The sequence below is a fragment of the Bradyrhizobium sp. Leo78 genome, assembly GCF_059512425.1.
In genome coordinates this window covers 139,305-158,495 of record NZ_JCAMOT010000014.1, presented here as the reverse complement: position 1 = coordinate 158,495, position 19,191 = coordinate 139,305, and the positions used below count along the sequence as shown (strand labels likewise).

Genomic DNA, 19,191 nt, shown 5'->3' with positions numbered 1-19,191 from the left:
CGGGGTGCCTCGCGCCTCTTTTCGCAAGCGCTGAGCCTCGTCGATCAAGCGCTGATCTAAAGATGTAGTTTGTTTGAAACGGCGTCGCTGCTGCATGGCGGCTCCTCGGTTCCGGGAGGGCGGGAGCGCAACCGGCGTTCTCATCACCGATAAATGCCACAGGACCGTGCGGTGATGGCTAAAGGCGTACTACTGCTTAAGTCTCGCGTATGTCCACAAGTGCACACATGTCAAATTAGGCCATGAATGGACTCAAGCCGCTGCCGCCGAACAAGCCACGCGGCGTGCCAGGGGTGAACGACGTCGTGTCCTCAATGCTATCTTCTGGGTCTTGCGATCCGGGGCGCCGCGGCGCGACCTGCCGGATGACTTCGGTCCTTACACCACTTGTTACGATCGCTTCGTTCGCTTCCGACGAGCGGGCGTCTGGGCCAAGATTATAAGCGCAAGGTTAAGCCGCCTACTCAGGCAGCTTGGTAAGTGCCTCACCCTTATGAGCGGCAATATGGTCTGTCTTGCTGCTCTTGATCTCGTACTGCGGTGATTCCGGGCTCGCGTGATGCGTATGGCCTTTGTAGTTGAAATCCTTGATGTGAACCCGGATGATCGTGCCGCTGACATGCCCGGCTTCCGAGTTCCACCGGACTCGATCGCCGACCTTGAATCGTTCAGCCATCCGCAGCCTCCTTGTTTAGCGAACAGTGCAGGCCACTACCAAACGCATTTTAACGGTCTATCTTCATCGTGTGAAGCAACGCCGAGCGATCTCCATTTGCATGATGCAGGTCGAAGTCAATCCCATCTACACGGTCGGTCACGCGACGCGCAGCATCGTCGAATTCGTCGAGCTCCTGAAAGTCGGTTCAGTCGGGATGGTCGTGGACATCCGTAGCTTCCCGCGGTCACGAGCCAACCCGCAGTTCAATATCGACAAGCTGCCTGAGGCGCTTTCGGTTTGGCAGATCGGCTATATTTGGATCGAGGAACTCGGCGGCCGACGACCAAAATCGAAAGCGGTGCCACCCGAAGTCAATGGCTTCTGGATCAACCAGAGCTTCCACAACTATGCGGACTACGCGCTCTCTGACGAGTTTCGCAAGGGGTTGTCGCAACTGGAGCAATTAAGTTTGGAGCGGAGGTGCGCGATCATGTGTTCGGAAGCCGTCTGGTGGCGTTGCCATCGACGGTTCGTCGCCGATTACCTTCTCCACCATGGACGAGATGTCTTCCACTTGATGGGACCGGCGCGCGCTGAAATTGCCAGAATGACCGCCGCGGCGCGCAAGGACGGCGCATCACTGGTCTATCCGCCGTCGTGACGCCCTGGAACGTGGGTCGCAACCGGCTGTCGATCGGGCTAAGATCGGGCAAAACAAGCCGGGAGCTTACGCCATGCAACAGCAGACACCGCCCGAACAGTTCGATCCGGCCACCATGGTGGCCGATCTCAACAGCCTGCTCAGGCTGAAGACGACCGTGATCGGCCTGAAGCTGTTCGAGCGGGTCGAGGACATGATGGCGATCCCGAAGATCCGGCGCCCGACCGCGGTCCATACCACGGACCAGATCGTGAGCATGGCCTCGCGGCTCGGCTGGACGGTCGGCGTCACTGCCGACGATCTCGTCGGCGCGCAATGCCGCGCCGTGATCGGGCTGGCGCCACAGGACGAGAAATGGCTGGCGGGCGAATCCTATGTCGGCGTCTGGCACGGCACGGCGGAAGATGCGCGCAGGCGCCAGGAGGCGCTGGATGTGGTGCCCTATGGCCAGTACAAGGCGTTCGTGGCAAGCCCGCTTGCGAGCGGCCGGCTCAATCCGCCTGACATCTGCCTCGTTTATGCGACGCCGGGGCAGATGATCATCCTGATCAACGGCCTGCAATATACTGGCTACAAGAAGTTCGAATGGGGCGTGGTAGGCGAAACCGCCTGTGCGGATTCCTGGGGGCGGGCGCTGAAGACGCGCGAGCCGTCGCTGTCGCTGCCTTGCTTTGCCGAGCGGCGCTATGGCGGCGTGCCTGATGAGGAGATGCTGATGGCGCTGCCGCCGGCCGATCTCGCCAAGGCGATTGCCGGCATGAAACAGCTCGCCAAGAACGGCCTGCGCTATCCGATCGCGCCCTACGGCATCCAGGCCGACGTACGTGCCGGCATGGGCGTGTCGTATGCGAAGAAATAGGAACTCCTGCCGTCATTGCGAGGAACGCCAGCGACGAAGCCATCCATGTCCCCACAAGCGGTGAAATGGATTGCTTCGCTTGGCTCGCAATGACAAGAAGGGGCAATCGTTCGTTTCAGGGAAAGTCATCCTATGTCGTCGAAGTTCGACATCGTCGTTTATGGCGCAACCGGCTTCACCGGCCAGCTCGTCGCCGAATATCTCGCTGAGCATTACAAGGGCGACAGCCTGAAATGGGCGATGTCCGGGCGCAGCAAGGACAAGCTCGCTGCGGTGCGCGACGCCATTGGCGCGCCTGCGGACACGCCGCTGATCGTCGCCGATTCAAGCGACGTCGCGTCGCTGAAAGCCATGGTTGGTCAGACCAAATCCGTGATCAGCACGGTCGGCCCGTATCAGCTCTATGGCAACGACCTAGTCGCAGCTTGCGTGGAGGCGGGTGTCGATTATTTCGATCTCTGCGGTGAGCCGATCTGGATGCGGCAGATCATCGACAAGTACGAGGCTGCGGCGAAGGCGAGCGGTGCGCGCATCGTGTTTTCCTGCGGCTTCGATTCCGTGCCGTTCGAGCTCGGCGCGTTCTTCGTACAGGAGGAGGCGAAACGCGTGTTCGGCACGCCGGCATCGCGCGTCAAGGGCCGCGTGCGCGACCTTAGCGGCACGCTCTCGGGCGGCACCGCGGCAAGCGCCAAGGCGACCTTCGATGCTGTTGCCAAGGATCTTAGCCTCGTGGCCATTCTGAAGGATCCCTTTGCGCTGACGCCCGGATTCAAAGGCCCCAAACAACCGCAAGGCAACAGGCCGGTCTACGAGGAAGACCTGCAGTCATGGGCGGCGCCGTTCATGATGGCGTTGATCAACACGCGCAACGTCCATCGCTCGAACATGCTGATGGGTTTCCCCTACGGCAAGGAATTCATCTACGACGAGATGGTGCTGACCGGTGCCGGCGAGAAGGGCGAAGCCAACGCCAAGCTGGTGATGGCCGCGAACGCCGAGAAGACCGGTCCGAACGCGCCAAAGCCGGGCGAGGGGCCTTCGCAGGAAGAACGCGAGAACGGCCGCTACGATCTCCTCTATGTCGCGATTGCGCCGGATGGGCGTCAGGTGCGCGCGTCGGTGAAGGGCGACCGCGATCCCGGCTATGGATCGACAGCGAAGATGATCTCGGAATGCGCGATCTGCCTGCTGCGCGATGCGCCGGATGTTCCCGCCGGGATCTGGACGCCGGGCGCTGCGATGAAGGACAAGCTCATCAAGCGGCTGGTCGATCACGCCGGCCTGACGTTCGCGGTGGAGAATTAGAAGCCGCGAATCGTAGGGTGGGCAAAGCGAAGCGTGTGCCCACCATCCACGATCGGTGCAAGAAAGGTGGCACGCTTCGCTTTGCCCACCCTACGAACTACGCCGCCCGCGGATCATAGACGTACATGAAATCCATGCAGCGCGAGGTCACGGGCAGCAGCAGGCTGAGCACTTGATCACGAACCCATGCGCCCGCGGCGCTGAATTCGCGCTTGCTGTTGCCGTTGCGGCGGGCGATCGCGACGATTTTTTCCGCGCGCGGGCGGCGCTCGTGCTCGAAACTCTGGAAGGTCATGCCGAGTTCCTGTCCGGCCAGCATGAGCTTGCCGAGCCGCATCGCGTCTTCCAGCGCCAGCGAAGCACCCTGGCCGGCATGCGGGCTGGTGGCATGAGCGGCGTCGCCGATGAGGAGCGAGCGCTTGCGCGACCAGGTTGGCAAGCTTGCGACATCGAGCGTGTCGGTCACCACCATGTTGTCGGCGGCCTCGATGATGCGGGGGATCGGATCGTGCCACCCTTGATGGAAGTCGCTTAAATGCTGCTTCAACGCCGCCTGATCCATGGCACGGAACGTGGCGGCGTCGACACCGTGCGAGGGCTGCGTGCTCCACCACATCACGCCGTCGGTGGGGTCGGAGCTGCAGAAGCCGTAACCGAAGAAGCCGCTTTGGCCGAATGTGGTCTCGACGCGTCCGCCGATCGATCTGCCTTCGAGCACGGAGCGAGGCACGAAGCCGCCGAAACCGATCAGGCCGGTGTCGAAGGGTTCTGGACCATCCGGCACCACATGGCGCCGCACCTTCGAGTGCATGCCGTCGGCGCCGATCAGGAAATCGCCTTCGGCGGTCGTGCCGTCGGCGAAATAGGCGACGATCGGCTGGTCGGGGCGGTCGATGATCTTGATCAGGCGCTTCTCGAAATAGAGCTCGGCGTTCGAGCACCAAGCCTTGTTGAAGAGGATCGCCTGCAGTGTGGCGCGACGCAGATTCACCGCCGGCTGGCCAAAGCGCTTCTCCATGTCGCGGTTGATCGAGCCGAGCTTCCGGCCCGATTGCGAATAAAAATCGAAGGATTCGGCGATCGAGCCCTGACGGATCAGTTCGTCGGCGAGGCCGAGTTCGGCCATCACCTGCATGCCGTTCGGCGCGATCTGCAGGCCGCCGCCGATGCCGCTCGAATGTGGCCAGCCCTCGTAGACTTCGACGTCATAGCCGGCACGCTTGAGGAAGATCGCAGCGACGGGGCCGGCGATGCCGCCGCCAATGATCAGGGCCTTGCGGGGACGGCGCGGCATGGCTTGCTCCGTTCGGTTGCGTGCGTTAGGAAATGTGAGTAATTAATTGTCTTAGTTTATAAGATATATGTTTACTAAGAGATGGGAGAAGCCTTGTCAAGGTTGAAGCCGCGCGCGGCGTTGATGCAGGAACTGGAGGAGGCAATGCGGCGGTCCTCCGCACAGGGCGTGCTGTACGGGCAAGCCGTTGCCAATGTGGCGGGAATTTCTGGTTCCGACCTCGAATGCCTCGACTTCCTCAATCTCGAAGGCCGCGTAACGGCGGGCCGGCTTGCGGAGGTCACCGGGCTCACCACCGGCGCCATCACGGGCGTGGTCGACCGGCTGGAGAGGGCCGGTTTCGTGCGCCGCGAGCGTGATGAGACCGATCGCCGCAAGGTCTATATCGTCACTGTGCCCGAGAATGCTGCCAGGATTGGGCGCTACTACCTGCCGATGCAGGAGGCGATGCACCGGCTCTGGAGCACCTATTCGGAAGCTGAGCTGCAATTGCTGCTGCGCTTCGCCAACGAGGGCTACAAGTCCGTGCTGGAAGCGACCGAGAAGCTCAAGGGGCTGCTCGATACGCCCGAGGAGAAGCCGGCTAAGAAGCGCGGGCGTCCGCCTCGGCGGTGAGTGCCGGCTCGATAGCGGGACGGTAGTGCGCCGCAGCGACATACATGCCCCACATCGCCCCAAGCATCATCCAGAAGTGCCGCCAGTGATCGGTGTCGATGATGAAGCTCTCGCCGACGGTGCCGAGGAAAGCCGAGAAGATTGCCAGATAAGTCCGCTGCCAGGGTACGGGCAGGAAGACATAGCGGAAGCCCGTCATCACGGTAACGAAGACCAGCGCCGGATAGACGAGGCCGGAGATCCAGCCGCCTGACATGAACGCGTTCAGGTAGGAATTGTGGGTGTCTTCGGGGAAGTAGTTGCGGAACTGCAGCGGCCCGATGCCGAAGGGCAGATCGAGCGCCATCTCGGCACCAAGGATGTGGCGCCCGAACCGGCCGAAGCGTCCTTCGTCATAGCTCTGGTCGAAGCTCGCGCGCTGCTTGAACATCTGCGCGGTCGAGTCGAACGACAACAGGATCGCGACCAGCGCGACCGCGAGGACGATGGCCACGAGCGCCATCACGATGATGCGCGAGCGTTCTGTCTGCGAGCGGCTGGTCAAGACCATCGACGCCAGCATGAAGGCCGCGGTGATGACGAGGCCGCCCCAGGCCGCGCGCGAGAACGCGAGCAGGATCGCGAGCGACATGATGCCGAAGGCGATGGTGTTGCGGAAAGCCTTGGCGGGAGGGGCGGAGACGACGCTTTGCAATGAGAACAGCGCCGGCAGGATCAGGAAGGCGCCGAGCACGTTCGGGTCCTTGAAGGTGCCGCGCGCGCGCTCATACAGGGTCAGGAGATCGTAGCCGCCGGGCACGAGGTGGAAATAGCCGCCGATCGCCGCGAGCGACGCGATCATCCCGCCGACGACCAGGCCGCGCCGGAGCATATCGAGGCGCGCCTCAGTATCTTCGGAAGTAACCATGGCGAAGAACACCACGGTGACCGCCATGTACCAGGATGTCGCGATCCAGGTCGCGATCTCCGGCCTGTCGAGGACCGGGATGGCGCCGATGCTGTAGCCGACATTGAGCGCGACGAGCATCATGAGCAGCGGCATGATGGCAAGCCGCATTCGCAGGCCGGTGGCGAAGAAGATGATGACCGCCGTCAGCGTGACCAATTCGTAGGGGCTCGGCTCGATGAAGACGATCGCGCCGGAGGCGCCCGCCAGCCACACCATCGCGCGCTGCAGCGCCAGCACGCCGGGCGCGGCTTGCGGAAATGAACTCTCGGCTGTCGTCGCATACGCCATTGCGAACTCACGCAACCAAACCGACGGCCCTCAATACGCGTTCTCGTTCTTGGTCAGCAGCGAGAACGGCGTCTTCAGGAGGATGTAGAGGTCGAACAGAACCGACCAGTTCTCGATGTAATAAAGGTCGAACTCGACGCGCTTCTGGATCTTCTCGTCGGTGTCGACCTCACCGCGCCAGCCGTTGATCTGAGCCCAGCCGGTGATGCCGGGCTTGACGCGGTGGCGGGCGAAATAACCGTCGACGGCTTCATCGAACAGGCGGTTCTGCAATTTGCCCTGCACCGCATGCGGGCGCGGGCCGACCAGGGAGAGATTACCTTTCAGCACGACGTTGAAGAGCTGCGGCAATTCGTCGAGGCTGCTCTTGCGGATGAAGCGGCCGACGCGGGTGACGCGCGGATCGTCCTTGGTGACGACCTTCGAGGCGGTGGGATCGGCCTGATGATGATAGAGCGAGCGGAACTTGTAGACGTCGATCCGCTCGTTGTTGAAGCCGAAGCGCTTCTGGCGGAACAGCACCGGGCCCGGACTGTCAAGCTTCACCGCGAGCGCCACCAGCCCCATCACCGGCAGCGCGGCGAGCAGGATCAGGCCGCCGACGATGCGGTCGAACAGCCATTTCATCACCAGGTCCCAGTCGGTGATCGGGGCCTCGAACACGTCGAGCGTCGGCACCTTCCCAAGATAGGAATAGGAGCGGGGACGGAAACGCAGTTTGTTGGTGTGCGTCGACAGGCGGATATCGACCGGCAGCACCCAGAGCTTCTTCAACATTTGCAGGATGCGGGTCTCGGCCGAGATCGGCAGCGCGAACAGCACGAGGTCGACGCGGGTGCGGCGGGCAAACTCGACGATGTCGTCGACCTTGCCGAGCTTCGGGCTGCCGGCGCAGCTATCCATCGCGCGATCATCGTTGCGGTCGTCGAATACGCCGAGCACGCGGATGTCGGTGTCAGACTGTGCCTTGAGCGCTTCGACGAGCTGCTCGCCGTTCTCGTCGGCGCCGACGATCACGGTGCGGCGGTCGAGCCGGCCGTCGCGCGCCCAGCGCCGCACCAGGCCGCGCAGGATCAGCCGCTCGGCGATCAGGGCGGCAAGACCCGCGAAGAAGAATGCCGTCAGCCATACCCGCGAGATCTCGCCGCCGAGCTTGACCAGGAACGACACGCCGATGAACAGCAGGAACACGATCGCCCAGGACGAGATCATGCGCGTCGTCTGCCGCAACTGTCCGCGGAACATCTGGATTTCGTAGATATCGGCAGCCTGGAAGCAGACCACCGCCGATATCGTCATGGCAAGGATCGCCGCGACATATTCCCAGCGGAAGCCGGAGAGCGGCATCACGTACCAGAGGTAAAGCGCGACGCCGACCAGGCTCAGCAGGATGAAATCGACGAGGCGAACGATGCCGGTGATGACAACCGGCGAATAGGCGCCGCGGACCCTTTCATTGGTGATGGTGAGCGCGGCGGGCGATAGCCGGCGGCGCCGTTCGACCGGCGGACGGCCGCCACCGGCGGTCGCTGTCGCGTCCAGCATCGAGCGTGCGTTAATCGGTTCCACGTCGTTACGTCCGTTGTTTGAGCATGATCTTTTCGGAAAACCGGTGCCCACTTTTCCGGATCATGCTCTTGCGGCCGCAGATAGGGGTGCAAAGGCCGCTGCGGAATTGCCCCGCGTCAGGGATTAGGGGAGAAATCGGAACAAACGGTTACGTGGGTAACTTGTGGTTAACGATTGGCAAACGCGTCGCGATAGCCGGCGAGCACGCCCTCGACCATCGCCTTCTGCGAGAAATGCGCAAAGATGCGCTCGCGCAGCGCCGTTGCGCGCGCCAATGTCGCGGCAGGATCGTCGAGCGCGCGGCTGATCGCTTCCGCCATGGCAGCAGCATTGCTCGGTGCAAACAGCGCATCCGTGTGCGGGCCGAAGATCTCGGGGATGCCGCCGACATTGGCGGCTACCATCGGGATCCCCGCGGCCGCAGCCTCGATCACGACATAGGGCATGGAGTCGCCGCGAGAGGGAACGACCAGCAGCTTGCCTTTCGAGAACCCGTAGCGCGCTTTGACATGGCCGATGAAGCGCGCGGCATCGCCAAGCGCAAGCTGTTTGACCTGTGCCTTCAGCTTCTCCGACTCCTCGCCGTCGCCGGCCAGTGTCAGCGTCACCGGCTTGCCTTCGGCGCGCAGTTTCGCCACGGCGTCGATCAAGAGGTCCGCCCCCTTGATGTGCCTGAACTCGCCGACATAGACGATGTCGGTGGCATCATCAGTGCGATCGATCGCATCGAACTCTTCCGCGGTCACGCCGTTGAACACGCAGCGCACCACGCCGCTGGTCGGCGTGCCGACCGTGCGTTGATAGGTGTCGCGTGCGAAGGCGCTTTCGAACAGGAACAGGTCGGTGCTGTTCATCAGCGCGCGCTCGAGCCGGCTGTAGAAATTGCCTTTCAGCGTATCGAGCGGGTAGTGCAGCGAGCCGCCATGCGGCGTGTAGACGCGAATCGTCTGCTTGGAGTGCGGCCGCAGGCGGACGTAAGCGCCGGCCTTGGCGCCGTGGCCATGCAGCACGTCCGGCTTCCATTTCCATATCAGGCCGGCGATCTGCGCCCAGACCATCGCATCGGCAAACCGCGGCTCGCGGCGAATGGCCACACGGCGGACGCCGAGTTTCAGGCGCGGCTCGATTTCCGCAAGCGCGGTGGCGGCGCGCTCGCCGCCGGTGATGCTGTCCGTGACGATGCCGACGTGATGGCCACGCTCGATCTGTCCGTTGGCGACGTCGAGGATATGACGAAAGATCCCGCCGACAGGGGCGCGCACGACATGCAGGATGCGGAGCGGCTGGTCGGAATCCATGGTCACAGCCCACGCCCGCTAATGAATATGCGATCGCCGGCTGAGGCGCCGCGCGCAAGCATCGAAAGCAGGCGAAAGACAGCGGCGCGCAGGCGGCGCATTCTGGGAATCCCGACAAAATATCGCGGCCGATTAAGGACGCCCATGGTTAACAAAGCGTGACGCGCGGGCGTGTGCGTCATGCTGTTCGTCAAGCGGGCCGATTAACCCAGCGGCAACCTTAATGGAGTGTAATCGCGCCGGCCGAAGCAGATTGAGTGGCGTCCCCGCGGGAGTGAACAATGCGTTTTGCGTTCTGGCGTGCAGGAAAGGACAGGGCCGTGGTCCAGCGCGCGCTTGCAAAGCCCGCGTCGGCTGCGACCGTTGCCGCGTCGCCCGTAGGCGATCTCGACCTGCCTGCGCTCGGTCGGGCGCTGATGCGCAAGCGGAGCTGGATCATCGTGCCGACGGTGCTGGCGTTCACGCTGTCGCTTGCCGCGGTCAATATGGTGACGCCGCGCTACAAGTCGGAAGCGCGCATTCTGATCGACGGCCGCGAGAACGTGTTCCTGCGGCCGAGCGGCGAGCGCAACGAAGAGCGCAACGTCGTCGATCCGGAGGCCGTCACCAGTCAGGTGCAGCTCCTGCTGTCGCGCGACCTCGCGCGCGAGATCATCAAGAAGAACAAGCTTGCCGAGCGGCCGGAATTCGATCCGGTGCTGCAGGGCTTCTCGCCGCTGAAATCGCTGCTGGCGCTGTTCGGCATCGGGCGCGACCCGTTCTCGCTGACGCCGGAAGAGCGCGTGCTGGAAGCCTATTATGACCGGCTGCAGGCTTATGCGGTCGACAAGTCGCGCGTCATCGTCGTCGAATTCCAGTCGCGCGATCCCGAGCTTGCCGCGCGGGTCGCCAACTCGATCGCCGAAGGCTATCTGGTGCTGCAGCAGAATGCGCGGCAGGAGCAGGCGAGAACGGCGAGCCAGTGGCTGGCCGGCGAGATCGAGAATTTGCGGAAGAAAGTCGCCGACGCCGAATCCCGCGTCGAGGATTTCCGTTCCAAGTCGAGCCTGTTCGTCGGCACCAACAATACCTCGCTGTCCAACCAGCAGATGGGCGAGCTCAACACGCAGCTCAATAATGCGCGTGCACTGAAGGCCGACGCTGAGACCAAGGCGCGGCTGATCCGCGAGATGTTGCAGAGCGGCAAGCCGATCGAAGCTTCCGAAGTGCTCAATTCCGAACTGATCCGCCGCCTGAGCGAGCAGCGGGTGACGCTGCGCGCGCAGCTCGCCGAGCAATCGTCGACGCTGCTCGACAATCATCCGCGCATCAAGGAATTGAAGGCGCAGCTCGCCGATCTCGATCGGCAGTTGCGCGAGGAGGCGGGCAAGATCTCGCGCACGCTCGACAATGACGCGCGCGTTGCCGGTGGCCGCGTCGAGGCGCTGAGCGCGAGCCTCGATCAATTGAAGAAGCAGGCATCGTCCTATAACGGCCAGGACGTCCAGCTCCGCGCGCTGGAGCGCGAAGCCAAGGCGCAGCGCGACCTGCTTGAGTCCTATCTGGCGAAATATCGCGAAGCCAATACGCGCGAGAACATTGACGCAGGACCGTCCGATGGCCGCATCATCTCGCGCGCGTCGGTCTCCAATACGCCGGCCTATCCGAAGAAGCTGCCGATCGTGCTGATCGCGACGCTGGCGACGCTGTTGCTTTCTTCGGGCCTGGTCGTGACTGGCGAGCTCTTGCGCATGACCGCGCCGCGCGCAGCCGCGGCACCGGTCGTGCCGCCGATAACGGCGCGGGCGCCGGTTCGCGCTGCCGCCGTCGAGAGCGACGACGAGCAGGAACCGGAGCTGGAGCGGGAAGCGGAGCCCGAGCCCGAGGTCGAGGCCGCATCCATCGCGCCGCAGCCTGAAGCCGCCACTGCCATCGGAGAAATCGAAGAGCTCGCCGAGAAGCTGCGCCGGGCTGGCGCCGACGCACGCAAGATTACGGTGCTGGGGACGGCCTCGAGCGAGAGCATCGCGCTGAGCACGCTGACGCTGGCGCGGCTGATGGCGCGCGAAGCCAAGGTCGCCGTCGTCGACCTTGCAGCGGCGTCGCCGACGATAGCGGCGGTCTCGACCGATCCCGGCGCGCCGGGGCTTGCCGAATTAATGCAGGGGCAGGCGACGTTCTCGGAGATCATCACGCGCGACCGGCTGTCGCGGGTCAATCTGGTCAGTGCCGGCCGCCCCGGATTCGATCGCGCGCAACTGCAGTCGCCGCGGCTGACGCTCGCGATCGACGCGCTGCTCAGCGTCTACGACCACGTGCTGCTCGATGCCGGCACGGCTTCCGACCTGCCGGCCGATCTGTTGACGGCGCACGCCCGCGCCGTCGTGGTGCCGGACGCCTCGATGGCCGACGATGCCCGCCGCCTGATGCGCGAGCAGCTTGCCGCGGTTGGCTTCTCGGAAGTGACGATGCTGACGAAGCCGTGCGAGCCATCGGACGCCGTCGAGCCGGGCCCGCGCGTGGTCGCAGCGTAGACCAGCGGCGCCCGCAGGGCTGTGGCATATGAAATAGAACTTGGTGGGCGATCCCTTCGCAGCCCATCCTTCGAGACGCCGCTGCGCGGCTCCTCAGGATGAGGTCTGATTTCGCGGTGGAATCTTAGACCCTCATGGTGAGGAGCGCCGCTTGCGGCGCGTCTCGAGACGATGCTGCGCATCGCTCGGAGAACCATGAGGCCCGCATCGTCCACAGCCTCCAAACAGTTATATGCGATAGCCCTGACGACGCCCGAGGGTAGCTGAGACCTTCAATCGGTCGGCGTGAACTCGGTTGCCTGCACGATCGCTTTCCAGCGCTCGGATTCGGATGTGATGAGCCGGGCGAAGTCGGCGAGGGGAATTGCGTCGATCTCGACGAACTGTTTTGCCATGCCGGCTTTGACCTCGTCGGTGCGCAAGGCCGCCTGGATCGAGCCATTGAGCCTTTCGACTGTTACCGCCGGGGTCTTTGCCGGCACGAAAAACCCAAACCATGTAAGGTCCTGAAGCGAGGGATAACCGGCTTCGGCCATCGTGGGCACATCGGGAAGAAACGCGCTGCGGCGTGGACCGGTGGTCGCCAGCGCACGAAGCTCTCCGGACTGGACCAGGCCAACGGAACTGCCGAGCGGCATGATGGCCGAGGCGATCTCGCCTTTCACGAGATCCTGTATCGCGGCCCTGCCTTGATAGGGCACGTGGAGATACTCGAACCGCGCAGTGCGGCCCAGCATCGCCCCGATGAAGTGCAGCGTCGATCCAGCACCCGCCGTGCCGTAGGTCGCCTGCGTCGGATTGGCGCGGCACCATGTGATGAATTCAGCCAGCGTCTTTACCTCGCGCGGCACCTTCGGACCCACCGTCAGCAATGTCGGGAATGAGGCGACGGTCGAGACCGGAATAAAATCACGCGGCTCGTATCTGAGCGTCTTGTAGACGTGAGGAAACAGCGTCAAGAAGCCAAGCGGCGCCAGCAGAAGGACGGATCCATCGGGAGCAGCCGCCTTCACGGCCTCCACCGCGACGCGCCCGCTCGCACCTGGCCGGGTCTCGACCACGATCGACGCCGCATAATCCTTCATCTGATCGGCAACGAGCCTCGCCACGGCATCGGGAAGCCCGGGCGTGAAGCCTGTCAGTATATGCGCGGCCTTCAGGCTCGGCTCGGCGATGCTGTGCGGCACGAGAGCGGCGGCGGAGAAAGCAATGCCGGCGCCTGACATTGCCAGCATTTCGCGGCGCGTCATCACCATCCAGGCCATCGGATCCTCCGCGTCTGAAACGACTGGGTCGAGAGGATGCTTGAGGCGGGCATATCCGTCCAATGCTAGTATGTGAGGGTTTCATAACTGTTTTGATAAGGATCGGACATGCAATCCATTGAGCGAGCCCGGCGCCGCATCAAGCTGCGCGATCTCCATATCCTGCTCGTCGTGGCGCAACGGGGCAGCATGGCAAAGGCCGCGGCAGAATTGGCGATTTCTCAGCCTGCGGTCTCGAGAGCGATCGCCGACATGGAGCATGCACTCGGGCTTCGGCTTCTCGACCGCGGCCGCAACGGCATCGAGCCCACGCCGTATGGGCGCGCCCTCGTCAAGCGCGGCACAGCGATTTTCGACGAGCTGATGCAAGGGCTGGAAGAACTCGAATTTCTTGCCGATCCAACCATCGGACAGCTCCGCATCGGTAGTTCGGAAAGCGTTGCGGCTGGCCTGCTTCCGGCAGTCATCGATCGCTTCACGCGGCGCCATCCAGGCATCCGCCTGAATGTCGCGCAGATGGTGCTTGGCACCACGCGTTACAGCGAACTGCGCGAGCGGAGCATCGATCTGTTGCTGGGCTGGATCCCGACGCCGTTCGCCGAGGAAGATCTGGCGGTGGAGCGTGTGCTGAGTGACCCGCGGGTCGTGGTTGTCGGGCAGCGAAGCAAATGGGCGCGATGTTCCAAGGTCAGCCTGGCCGATCTTGCCGATGAAGCCTGGATCCTGCCGCCGCCGGACACCTTCCCAGGCTCCGCCACGGCTGATCTGTTTCGCGAAAGCGGATTGAGCGTGCCTCGCACGCCGGTCACGACGCTGTCGCTTCACCTCTGCTGCAGGCTCGCTGCGACCGGGAGCTTCGTCACCTTGCTTCCAAGCTCGATTGTGCAGTTCAGCGGCCGCGATCTGTCGCTGAAGAGACTTCCGGTCAAGCTGCCGCGAGCGTCGGCTGTGTCGGCGGCCATTGTAACGCTGAAGAACCGCACGTTGAGCCCGGCTGCCGAGATATTCGTCGCGTGCGTTCGCGAGGTCGCGAAGTCGATGGCAGGCAAATCGACGGCCCACAAGCAATGAGCTGCACGTCGGTGTAATAGATGAAGCTCTAGGGCATCGGTTCTGACTGGATCAGAACCGTTGCCCTAGATTCTAGTCTTGACGCGTTTTCTTCACGCGAACCGGTGTCCACTTCGCTCGAAAACGCGCTCTAGCGGAACATGCCGCGCAGGTTTTGCGCGATATCGAACAGCGCGCGATTATGCTTGACCAGCCGCTTGGCGCTGACGAGGCCGGACATGGCGCTTGCAGCTGGCCTGCCGCGCCAGGAGAGCGGAATGAAGCTGTCGAAGATCGGCTCGTCGCTCTTGCAGAAAAGCCGCTTGTATTCATCCGAGCCGATGCCGAGGTCGATGGCGCGGTAGTTCAGCGCGGCATAGTGATCGATGATGTTGCGCATCAGGATCAGGCCAGGGCTGAACTTGGCGCTGGCAGACATCGTGTAGGTGTTGAACATCATCGAGAAGCGATGGCCGTCGGCGACGCCGGCGAAGATCGCGATCACCTCGTCGTCGCATTCGAGCGCGTGGATGTCGATGACGCGGCCGCCGCCGGGAAGCCCGGTGAGGCAGGCGGAGCGGATGAAATCCTCGACGCCCGGCTCGGCAAAGACGTTGGGCAGCTTTTGTTCGGCCATGCGCTGCGGCTTGACGCGGAAGAACCAGTTCAGGACTCGTGTGACATCGGCGTCCGTGGCGGCGATCTGATAGCGATAGCCGGCTAGCTGCTGCAGCTTGCGTTCCTTGCCCTTCAATCGCCGCCGGAACGAATTGCTGATGAGGGTGGTGCGGTCGGCGCCGGGCTCGATGGCGAGCACGGGACAGTCGTTGACCGAGGATTGGTGCCGCAGCAGGGCCAGCGGGTTGGGCAGATCGCGCCAGTTGAGCGGCTGCTGCTGCAAGGCGAGCACGTCGGCCGCGCCGCGTGCCGCGATCGCCGACACCATGGTCCTGAGATCGGCGGCCGTGGCGCCCGCGGCGAAGTCGCGGTCCCACAGCGCCATGTTGAAGGTCGCATGCTTGCCGCCCATGAATTTAGCACAGCGCACGCCGAGCGCGCTTTCGAGCGTCAGCGGCAGCACGAACAACGGCCGGCGTTCGTCATCATGGCCGATCACGATGAATGGGGCGACGCCCTCGCGTGCGCCGACCTGCCGCTGCCAGGCGGCGAGAAAATCAAAGCGCTGGTACGGCGTGCAGAATTGCTTTTCGAAGGCACGCCATGTCGGTTCGGCGGCTTCGAGATCGCGAATGATCTCGACACCGGCGACGCGGCTTGTTTTCGACCACGCTTCCAACTCCGCCGTTCGTGCTTCGATCGCGGCAGCCATGGTCATTGCCGAGTCCGGTATTAATCGATTGTTTACAATTCCGCTCGGGCGACCTTCGCAGGGAAATGTCAACAAAGAGTAATAACAATCATTAGACGGCGCCGGGGAACCGCCGGATCGGGGGGCGGGACGTGGTGTCGGAAATCACTTTCTTGAAGCGGGCACAGATGGAGCTCGCTTACTTCTCTGGCTATGCGCGGTTGCGGCAACGGCAGGCCGGCGGGGCCGGCGCCATCCTGCGCTTCGAGCGCGTGCGTGCGCGCCGTCGGGACCGGTTTCAGCCGCTGGCCTCGCGCGAGATCACCCCTCGGTTCCTGGATCGCACGATCCGGGCGCTGAGGCGCTGGAACTACGATATCGTTTCGATCGACGAAGCCTGCCGCCGTGCCGTCACCTTGCCGCTGCCGCGCCGCTTTGCCTGCCTGACGTTCGACGGCGGCTACAAGGATCTGGCGACGAACGCCTATCCGGTGCTGTCGAAGTATGGCGTGCCCTTCGCCATCTACCTGCCGAGTGCGTTTCCGGATGGGCTGGGGGAGGCGTGGTGGCTGGCGCTCGAGAAGATCATCGCGCGCGAGAGCCGCATCAGCCTCGTGATCGAGCGCAAGGAATTGCATTTTTCGGTTTCCGATGTCGCCGAGAAATACGAGCTCTACGACTTCCTGGCGAAATGGATGCGGACGCTGGCGCTGCCGGATCTCTCCGTCGCAATCAACGATCTCTGCAAGCGCTACGGCGTCGATCTGGCTGCGCTTTCGCGCGGCGCCTCCATGGACTGGAGCGATCTCACGATGCTCGCCTCCGATCCCAATGTCACGATCGGCAGCGCGACCGTGAACTATCCGGCGCTGTCGAACCTGCGCGATGTCGATGCAAAGCGCGAGACGGCGATGGGCAAGGCGGTGCTCGAGGCCGGCATCCGCCGCGAGGTCAGGCATTTTGCCTATCCGTTCGGAGACCGCGAGAGCTTTCGCCGTCAGCACGTGCTGATGGCGGGCGAGGCCGGTTTTGACAGCGCGGTGTCGAGCATCGGAGGAATCGTGGAAGCGCAGGCGCGCACCAACCTGCACGCGCTGCCGCGGATGTGCTGGGACGGGCGCCAGCGCTCGCTGCGGATGATGCGCGTGCTGTTGTCGGGGCTGATGTTCTAGATGCGGTCGGGCCGCGACATCCAGGCCACGATCGGCATCGCCGGCAGCACCCAGCCGAGCCCGGCCACGACATAGAAAATCGCCTGCAGCAAGCCCGAATTGGCGAGCCAAGGCGTCTGCGCGACCGTCATGCCGAGCAGCGACCACACCACCACCAGCATCAGCAGGAAGATGGTTCCAAGCAGCTTGCGGGTGCGTATATTCATGGCCGGTCGATCGATAACTCGTGAGGCAAAGCGCGCCTTGCGCCTGCGAGGAGGCGGACTATAAGGGGCGCGCCAATCCGATCAAGCAGGACCGATGACCGCACGTTCCGCCCCCGAGCCCTCCCAAAATGCTCACCTTCGCTGGTGGCTGCTTTCGGTCGCAGCCCTGATCGCGATCATGGTGCTGGTCGGCGGGGCCACCCGGCTCACCGAATCCGGGCTTTCGATCGTGGAATGGAAGCCGGTCACCGGCACGCTGCCGCCGCTGACCGAGGCGCAATGGGCGGAAGCCTTCGAGGGCTACAAGAAGATCCCGCAATATCGCGAGCTCAATGCCGGGATGACGCTCGCTGAGTTCGAGACGATCTACTGGTGGGAATGGAGCCATCGCCTGCTCGGGCGCGTGATCGGGATCGCCTATCTGCTGCCGTTCCTCTATTTCCTGTGGCGCGGCGCCGTCACCGACGGCGAATTGAAGCGGCGGCTCTGGCTGATCTTCGGGCTCGGCGCGCTGCAGGGGGCGGTGGGCTGGTGGATGGTCGCCTCAGGCCTCTCCGAGAAGGTCGAGGTCTCGCAATATCGCCTCGCTGTCCATCTGATACTGGCGCTGCTGATCTATTCGGCGATCGTCTGGACGCTGCGGCGGCTTTCCGACCGGCCGCCAAATCCGGCGCCGCTCCGGCTGAAGATCACCGCTTTGCTGCTGCTGGCGCTGACCTTCCTGCAGCTCTATTTCGGCGCGCTGGTCGCGGGGCTGCGCGCGGGAAAGGTCTACAACACCTGGCCAGAGATCGATGGCGCTTTCATTCCATCCGCGGGGCGTCTGTTGTTCGAGCAGCCCTGGTGGCGCAACCTGTTCGACAATACGCTGACGGTGCAGTTCGAGCACCGCATGACTGCTTACGCGCTATTGGTGCTGGCGATCCTGCATGCGATCGACACCATCCGTTCGCGCGCAAGCGGCGCGGCTATCGCCGGCGCCTGGTGGCTGGTGGCGGCGATCACGCTACAGGCGACGCTCGGGATCCTGACGCTCTTGAACCAGGTGCCGATCGATCTCGCGCTCATGCACCAGGCCGTGGCGATCGTGGTGCTCACGCTGGCGGTCCTGCAGGTCGAGCGGCTGCTGCCGCGACGCCGCGAAGTGGGACGGCCAAAGCTTGCCGTGCCGGTCGGTCAACCCGGTTGAGTGGAGCTATTCTAATCTATCGTTGCCGCCAGAGGTGCCCGTTTTGCACGGGCTTTTTGAATGTTCCGGCAGTTGACGAAATCGTGCGGCCCGACATCGCTTTACTTGAAAATCCCTGGCGATAGAACGAGCGAAAAATGGGTTCGCTCATGTCGTCTGCATTCATTCAGGCCGCGGTCATCCTGCTACGCGAAGGCCTAGAGGCGATGCTGGTGATCGCCGCGCTCGCCGGCTACCTGTCGAAGGTTGGCGCCGGTCATCGCATCCAGGCGCTCTATGGGGGCGCGCTGGCTGCGGTCGGCGCCAGCATCATCGCGGCCTGGCTGTTCGCGGTGCTGAATTCGGGCGAGCACAGCGACATCCTCGAGGGCGTCATCATCCTCTTTGCCGCGGGCCTCATGCTCTATGTCAGCGGCTGGCTGATGGTGAAGCAGGACCCGCAGGGCTGGAAAGAATATCTCGCGCACAAGGCCGACACGGCGCTGGCGCAGGACACGGTGTGGGCGGTCGGCGCGCTCGCTTTCCTCGCGGTGTTCCGCGAGGGCGCCGAGACCGTGCTGTTCATCAACGCGCTGGCCACTACGGAAGGCGGCTGGAGCGCAGGCCTGTTTGCCGGCCTCGGCGCCGCCACCATTGCGCTTGCGGTGCTGTTCTATTTCATCAACCTGATCGCCCAGAAGATTCCGCTGCGGCCGTTGTTCATCCTGACCTCGGCTTTCCTGTTCGTGATGGCGATCAAGTTCATCGGCGAGGCCGTGCAGGAATTCCAGGAGCAGGCTCTGCTGCCGTTCACGGAACTGAAGAGCCTGTCCTGGCTCGCCGATCTCGGCCTGAACCCGACGCTGGAAGCGCTGTCGCTGCAGCTCCTCGTGATCCTGTTCGCGCTCGGGACCTATTCGGTGTTCCAGCGCAACAGTCGCCTGACGCGCCAGAGCAAGGCGTCGACCAGCGCAGCAGCTGAATAATCTCACACGCCATCGATCCAGCCCGA

Annotated in this window: 17 protein-coding genes and 1 pseudogene; 10 read left to right on the top strand and 8 right to left on the bottom strand. The window is 63.5% G+C overall.

Going from position 1 to position 19,191, the window contains the following annotated elements; translation table 11 throughout:
- Positions 1-242 precede the first annotated feature (242 nt).
- Positions 243-448 (top strand): annotated as a pseudogene (locus AC5ZG1_RS19750) (transposase); the annotation flags it as partial.
- Positions 449-460: 12 nt separating this feature from the next.
- On the opposite strand, the gene AC5ZG1_RS19745 reads toward AC5ZG1_RS19750, so the two are convergent.
- Positions 461-676: a hypervirulence associated TUDOR domain-containing protein gene (locus AC5ZG1_RS19745; protein WP_496133810.1), complete on the bottom strand. Its 216-nt coding sequence runs from the start codon at positions 674-676 to the stop codon at positions 461-463.
- Positions 677-776: 100 nt separating this feature from the next.
- Here AC5ZG1_RS19745 and AC5ZG1_RS19740 point away from each other — a divergent pair, with 100 nt between their 5' ends.
- The 3 genes from AC5ZG1_RS19740 to AC5ZG1_RS19730 all read left to right on the top strand — a co-directional run bounded on the left by AC5ZG1_RS19740 (position 777) and on the right by AC5ZG1_RS19730 (position 3,483).
- A complete protein-coding gene (locus AC5ZG1_RS19740) occupies positions 777-1,319 on the top strand; it encodes a DUF488 domain-containing protein (RefSeq protein ID WP_496133809.1) in 543 nt (180 codons plus the stop codon).
- A 73-nt stretch (positions 1,320-1,392) separates the two neighbouring features.
- Positions 1,393-2,178, top strand: coding sequence for a DUF169 domain-containing protein (locus AC5ZG1_RS19735; RefSeq protein WP_130228417.1), 786 nt, complete (start codon positions 1,393-1,395; stop codon positions 2,176-2,178).
- A 132-nt stretch (positions 2,179-2,310) separates the two neighbouring features.
- Entirely contained in the window at positions 2,311-3,483 is a 1,173-nt protein-coding gene (locus AC5ZG1_RS19730; protein ID WP_496133808.1) for a saccharopine dehydrogenase family protein, read from the top strand.
- A 97-nt stretch (positions 3,484-3,580) separates the two neighbouring features.
- On the opposite strand, the gene AC5ZG1_RS19725 is transcribed toward AC5ZG1_RS19730, so the two are convergent.
- A complete protein-coding gene (locus AC5ZG1_RS19725) occupies positions 3,581-4,777 on the bottom strand; it encodes an FAD-dependent oxidoreductase (RefSeq protein ID WP_496133807.1) in 1,197 nt (398 codons plus the stop codon).
- 123 nt (positions 4,778-4,900) lie between these two features.
- Between AC5ZG1_RS19725 and AC5ZG1_RS19720 the strand changes: the two genes are divergently transcribed.
- Positions 4,901-5,392: a MarR family winged helix-turn-helix transcriptional regulator gene (locus AC5ZG1_RS19720; RefSeq protein WP_245474924.1), complete on the top strand. Its 492-nt coding sequence runs from the start codon at positions 4,901-4,903 to the stop codon at positions 5,390-5,392.
- Here AC5ZG1_RS19720 and AC5ZG1_RS19715 read toward each other — a convergent pair.
- The 3 genes from AC5ZG1_RS19715 to AC5ZG1_RS19705 all read right to left on the bottom strand — a co-directional run bounded on the left by AC5ZG1_RS19715 (position 5,361) and on the right by AC5ZG1_RS19705 (position 9,496).
- Positions 5,361-6,629, bottom strand: coding sequence for an O-antigen ligase family protein (locus AC5ZG1_RS19715; protein ID WP_130228421.1), 1,269 nt, complete (start codon positions 6,627-6,629; stop codon positions 5,361-5,363). The genes AC5ZG1_RS19720 and AC5ZG1_RS19715 overlap by 32 nt on opposite strands.
- A 30-nt stretch (positions 6,630-6,659) precedes the next feature.
- Positions 6,660-8,198 carry an undecaprenyl-phosphate glucose phosphotransferase gene (locus tag AC5ZG1_RS19710; protein ID WP_496133806.1) on the bottom strand — a complete coding sequence of 513 codons (1,539 nt, stop codon included), beginning with the start codon at positions 8,196-8,198 and terminating at the stop codon, positions 6,660-6,662.
- Between the two features lie 167 nt (positions 8,199-8,365).
- Positions 8,366-9,496, bottom strand: coding sequence for a glycosyltransferase family 4 protein (locus AC5ZG1_RS19705; RefSeq protein WP_130228422.1), 1,131 nt, complete (start codon positions 9,494-9,496; stop codon positions 8,366-8,368).
- A 281-nt stretch (positions 9,497-9,777) separates the two neighbouring features.
- Between AC5ZG1_RS19705 and AC5ZG1_RS19700 the strand changes: the two genes are divergently transcribed.
- Entirely contained in the window at positions 9,778-12,009 is a 2,232-nt protein-coding gene (locus tag AC5ZG1_RS19700; RefSeq protein WP_496133805.1) for a GumC family protein, read from the top strand.
- Between the two features lie 272 nt (positions 12,010-12,281).
- Here AC5ZG1_RS19700 and AC5ZG1_RS19695 read toward each other — a convergent pair whose 3' ends face one another.
- Entirely contained in the window at positions 12,282-13,274 is a 993-nt protein-coding gene (locus AC5ZG1_RS19695; RefSeq protein WP_496133804.1) for a Bug family tripartite tricarboxylate transporter substrate binding protein, read from the bottom strand.
- 108 nt (positions 13,275-13,382) lie between these two features.
- On the opposite strand from AC5ZG1_RS19695, the gene AC5ZG1_RS19690 reads away from it, so the two are divergent.
- Complete coding sequence (locus AC5ZG1_RS19690; protein ID WP_496133803.1) at positions 13,383-14,345, top strand: LysR family transcriptional regulator; 963 nt, start codon at positions 13,383-13,385, stop codon at positions 14,343-14,345.
- Between the two features lie 130 nt (positions 14,346-14,475).
- Here the strand turns inward: AC5ZG1_RS19690 and AC5ZG1_RS19685 are convergent, their stop codons facing one another.
- Positions 14,476-15,660, bottom strand: coding sequence for a GNAT family N-acetyltransferase (locus tag AC5ZG1_RS19685; RefSeq protein ID WP_496133802.1), 1,185 nt, complete (start codon positions 15,658-15,660; stop codon positions 14,476-14,478).
- Between the two features lie 125 nt (positions 15,661-15,785).
- Here AC5ZG1_RS19685 and AC5ZG1_RS19680 point away from each other — a divergent pair, with 125 nt between their 5' ends.
- The gene (locus AC5ZG1_RS19680) at positions 15,786-16,805 is read left to right on the top strand and encodes a polysaccharide deacetylase family protein (protein WP_496133801.1); all 1,020 of its coding nucleotides are present in this window, start codon (positions 15,786-15,788) and stop codon (positions 16,803-16,805) included.
- Here the strand turns inward: AC5ZG1_RS19680 and AC5ZG1_RS19675 are convergent.
- Positions 16,802-17,011, bottom strand: a complete 210-nt coding sequence (locus AC5ZG1_RS19675; RefSeq protein WP_394567086.1) for a DUF2842 domain-containing protein — start codon at positions 17,009-17,011, stop codon at positions 16,802-16,804. The genes AC5ZG1_RS19680 and AC5ZG1_RS19675 overlap by 4 nt on opposite strands.
- Before the next feature lie 94 nt (positions 17,012-17,105).
- Here AC5ZG1_RS19675 and AC5ZG1_RS19670 point away from each other — a divergent pair, with 94 nt between their 5' ends.
- Together AC5ZG1_RS19670 and AC5ZG1_RS19665 are read left to right on the top strand one after the other, a co-directional pair.
- Positions 17,106-18,200, top strand: coding sequence for a COX15/CtaA family protein (locus AC5ZG1_RS19670; protein ID WP_496133800.1), 1,095 nt, complete (start codon positions 17,106-17,108; stop codon positions 18,198-18,200).
- Between the two features lie 149 nt (positions 18,201-18,349).
- Positions 18,350-19,165, top strand: a complete 816-nt coding sequence (locus tag AC5ZG1_RS19665) for an FTR1 family iron permease (protein WP_130228820.1) — start codon at positions 18,350-18,352, stop codon at positions 19,163-19,165.
- Positions 19,166-19,191 lie beyond the last annotated feature (26 nt).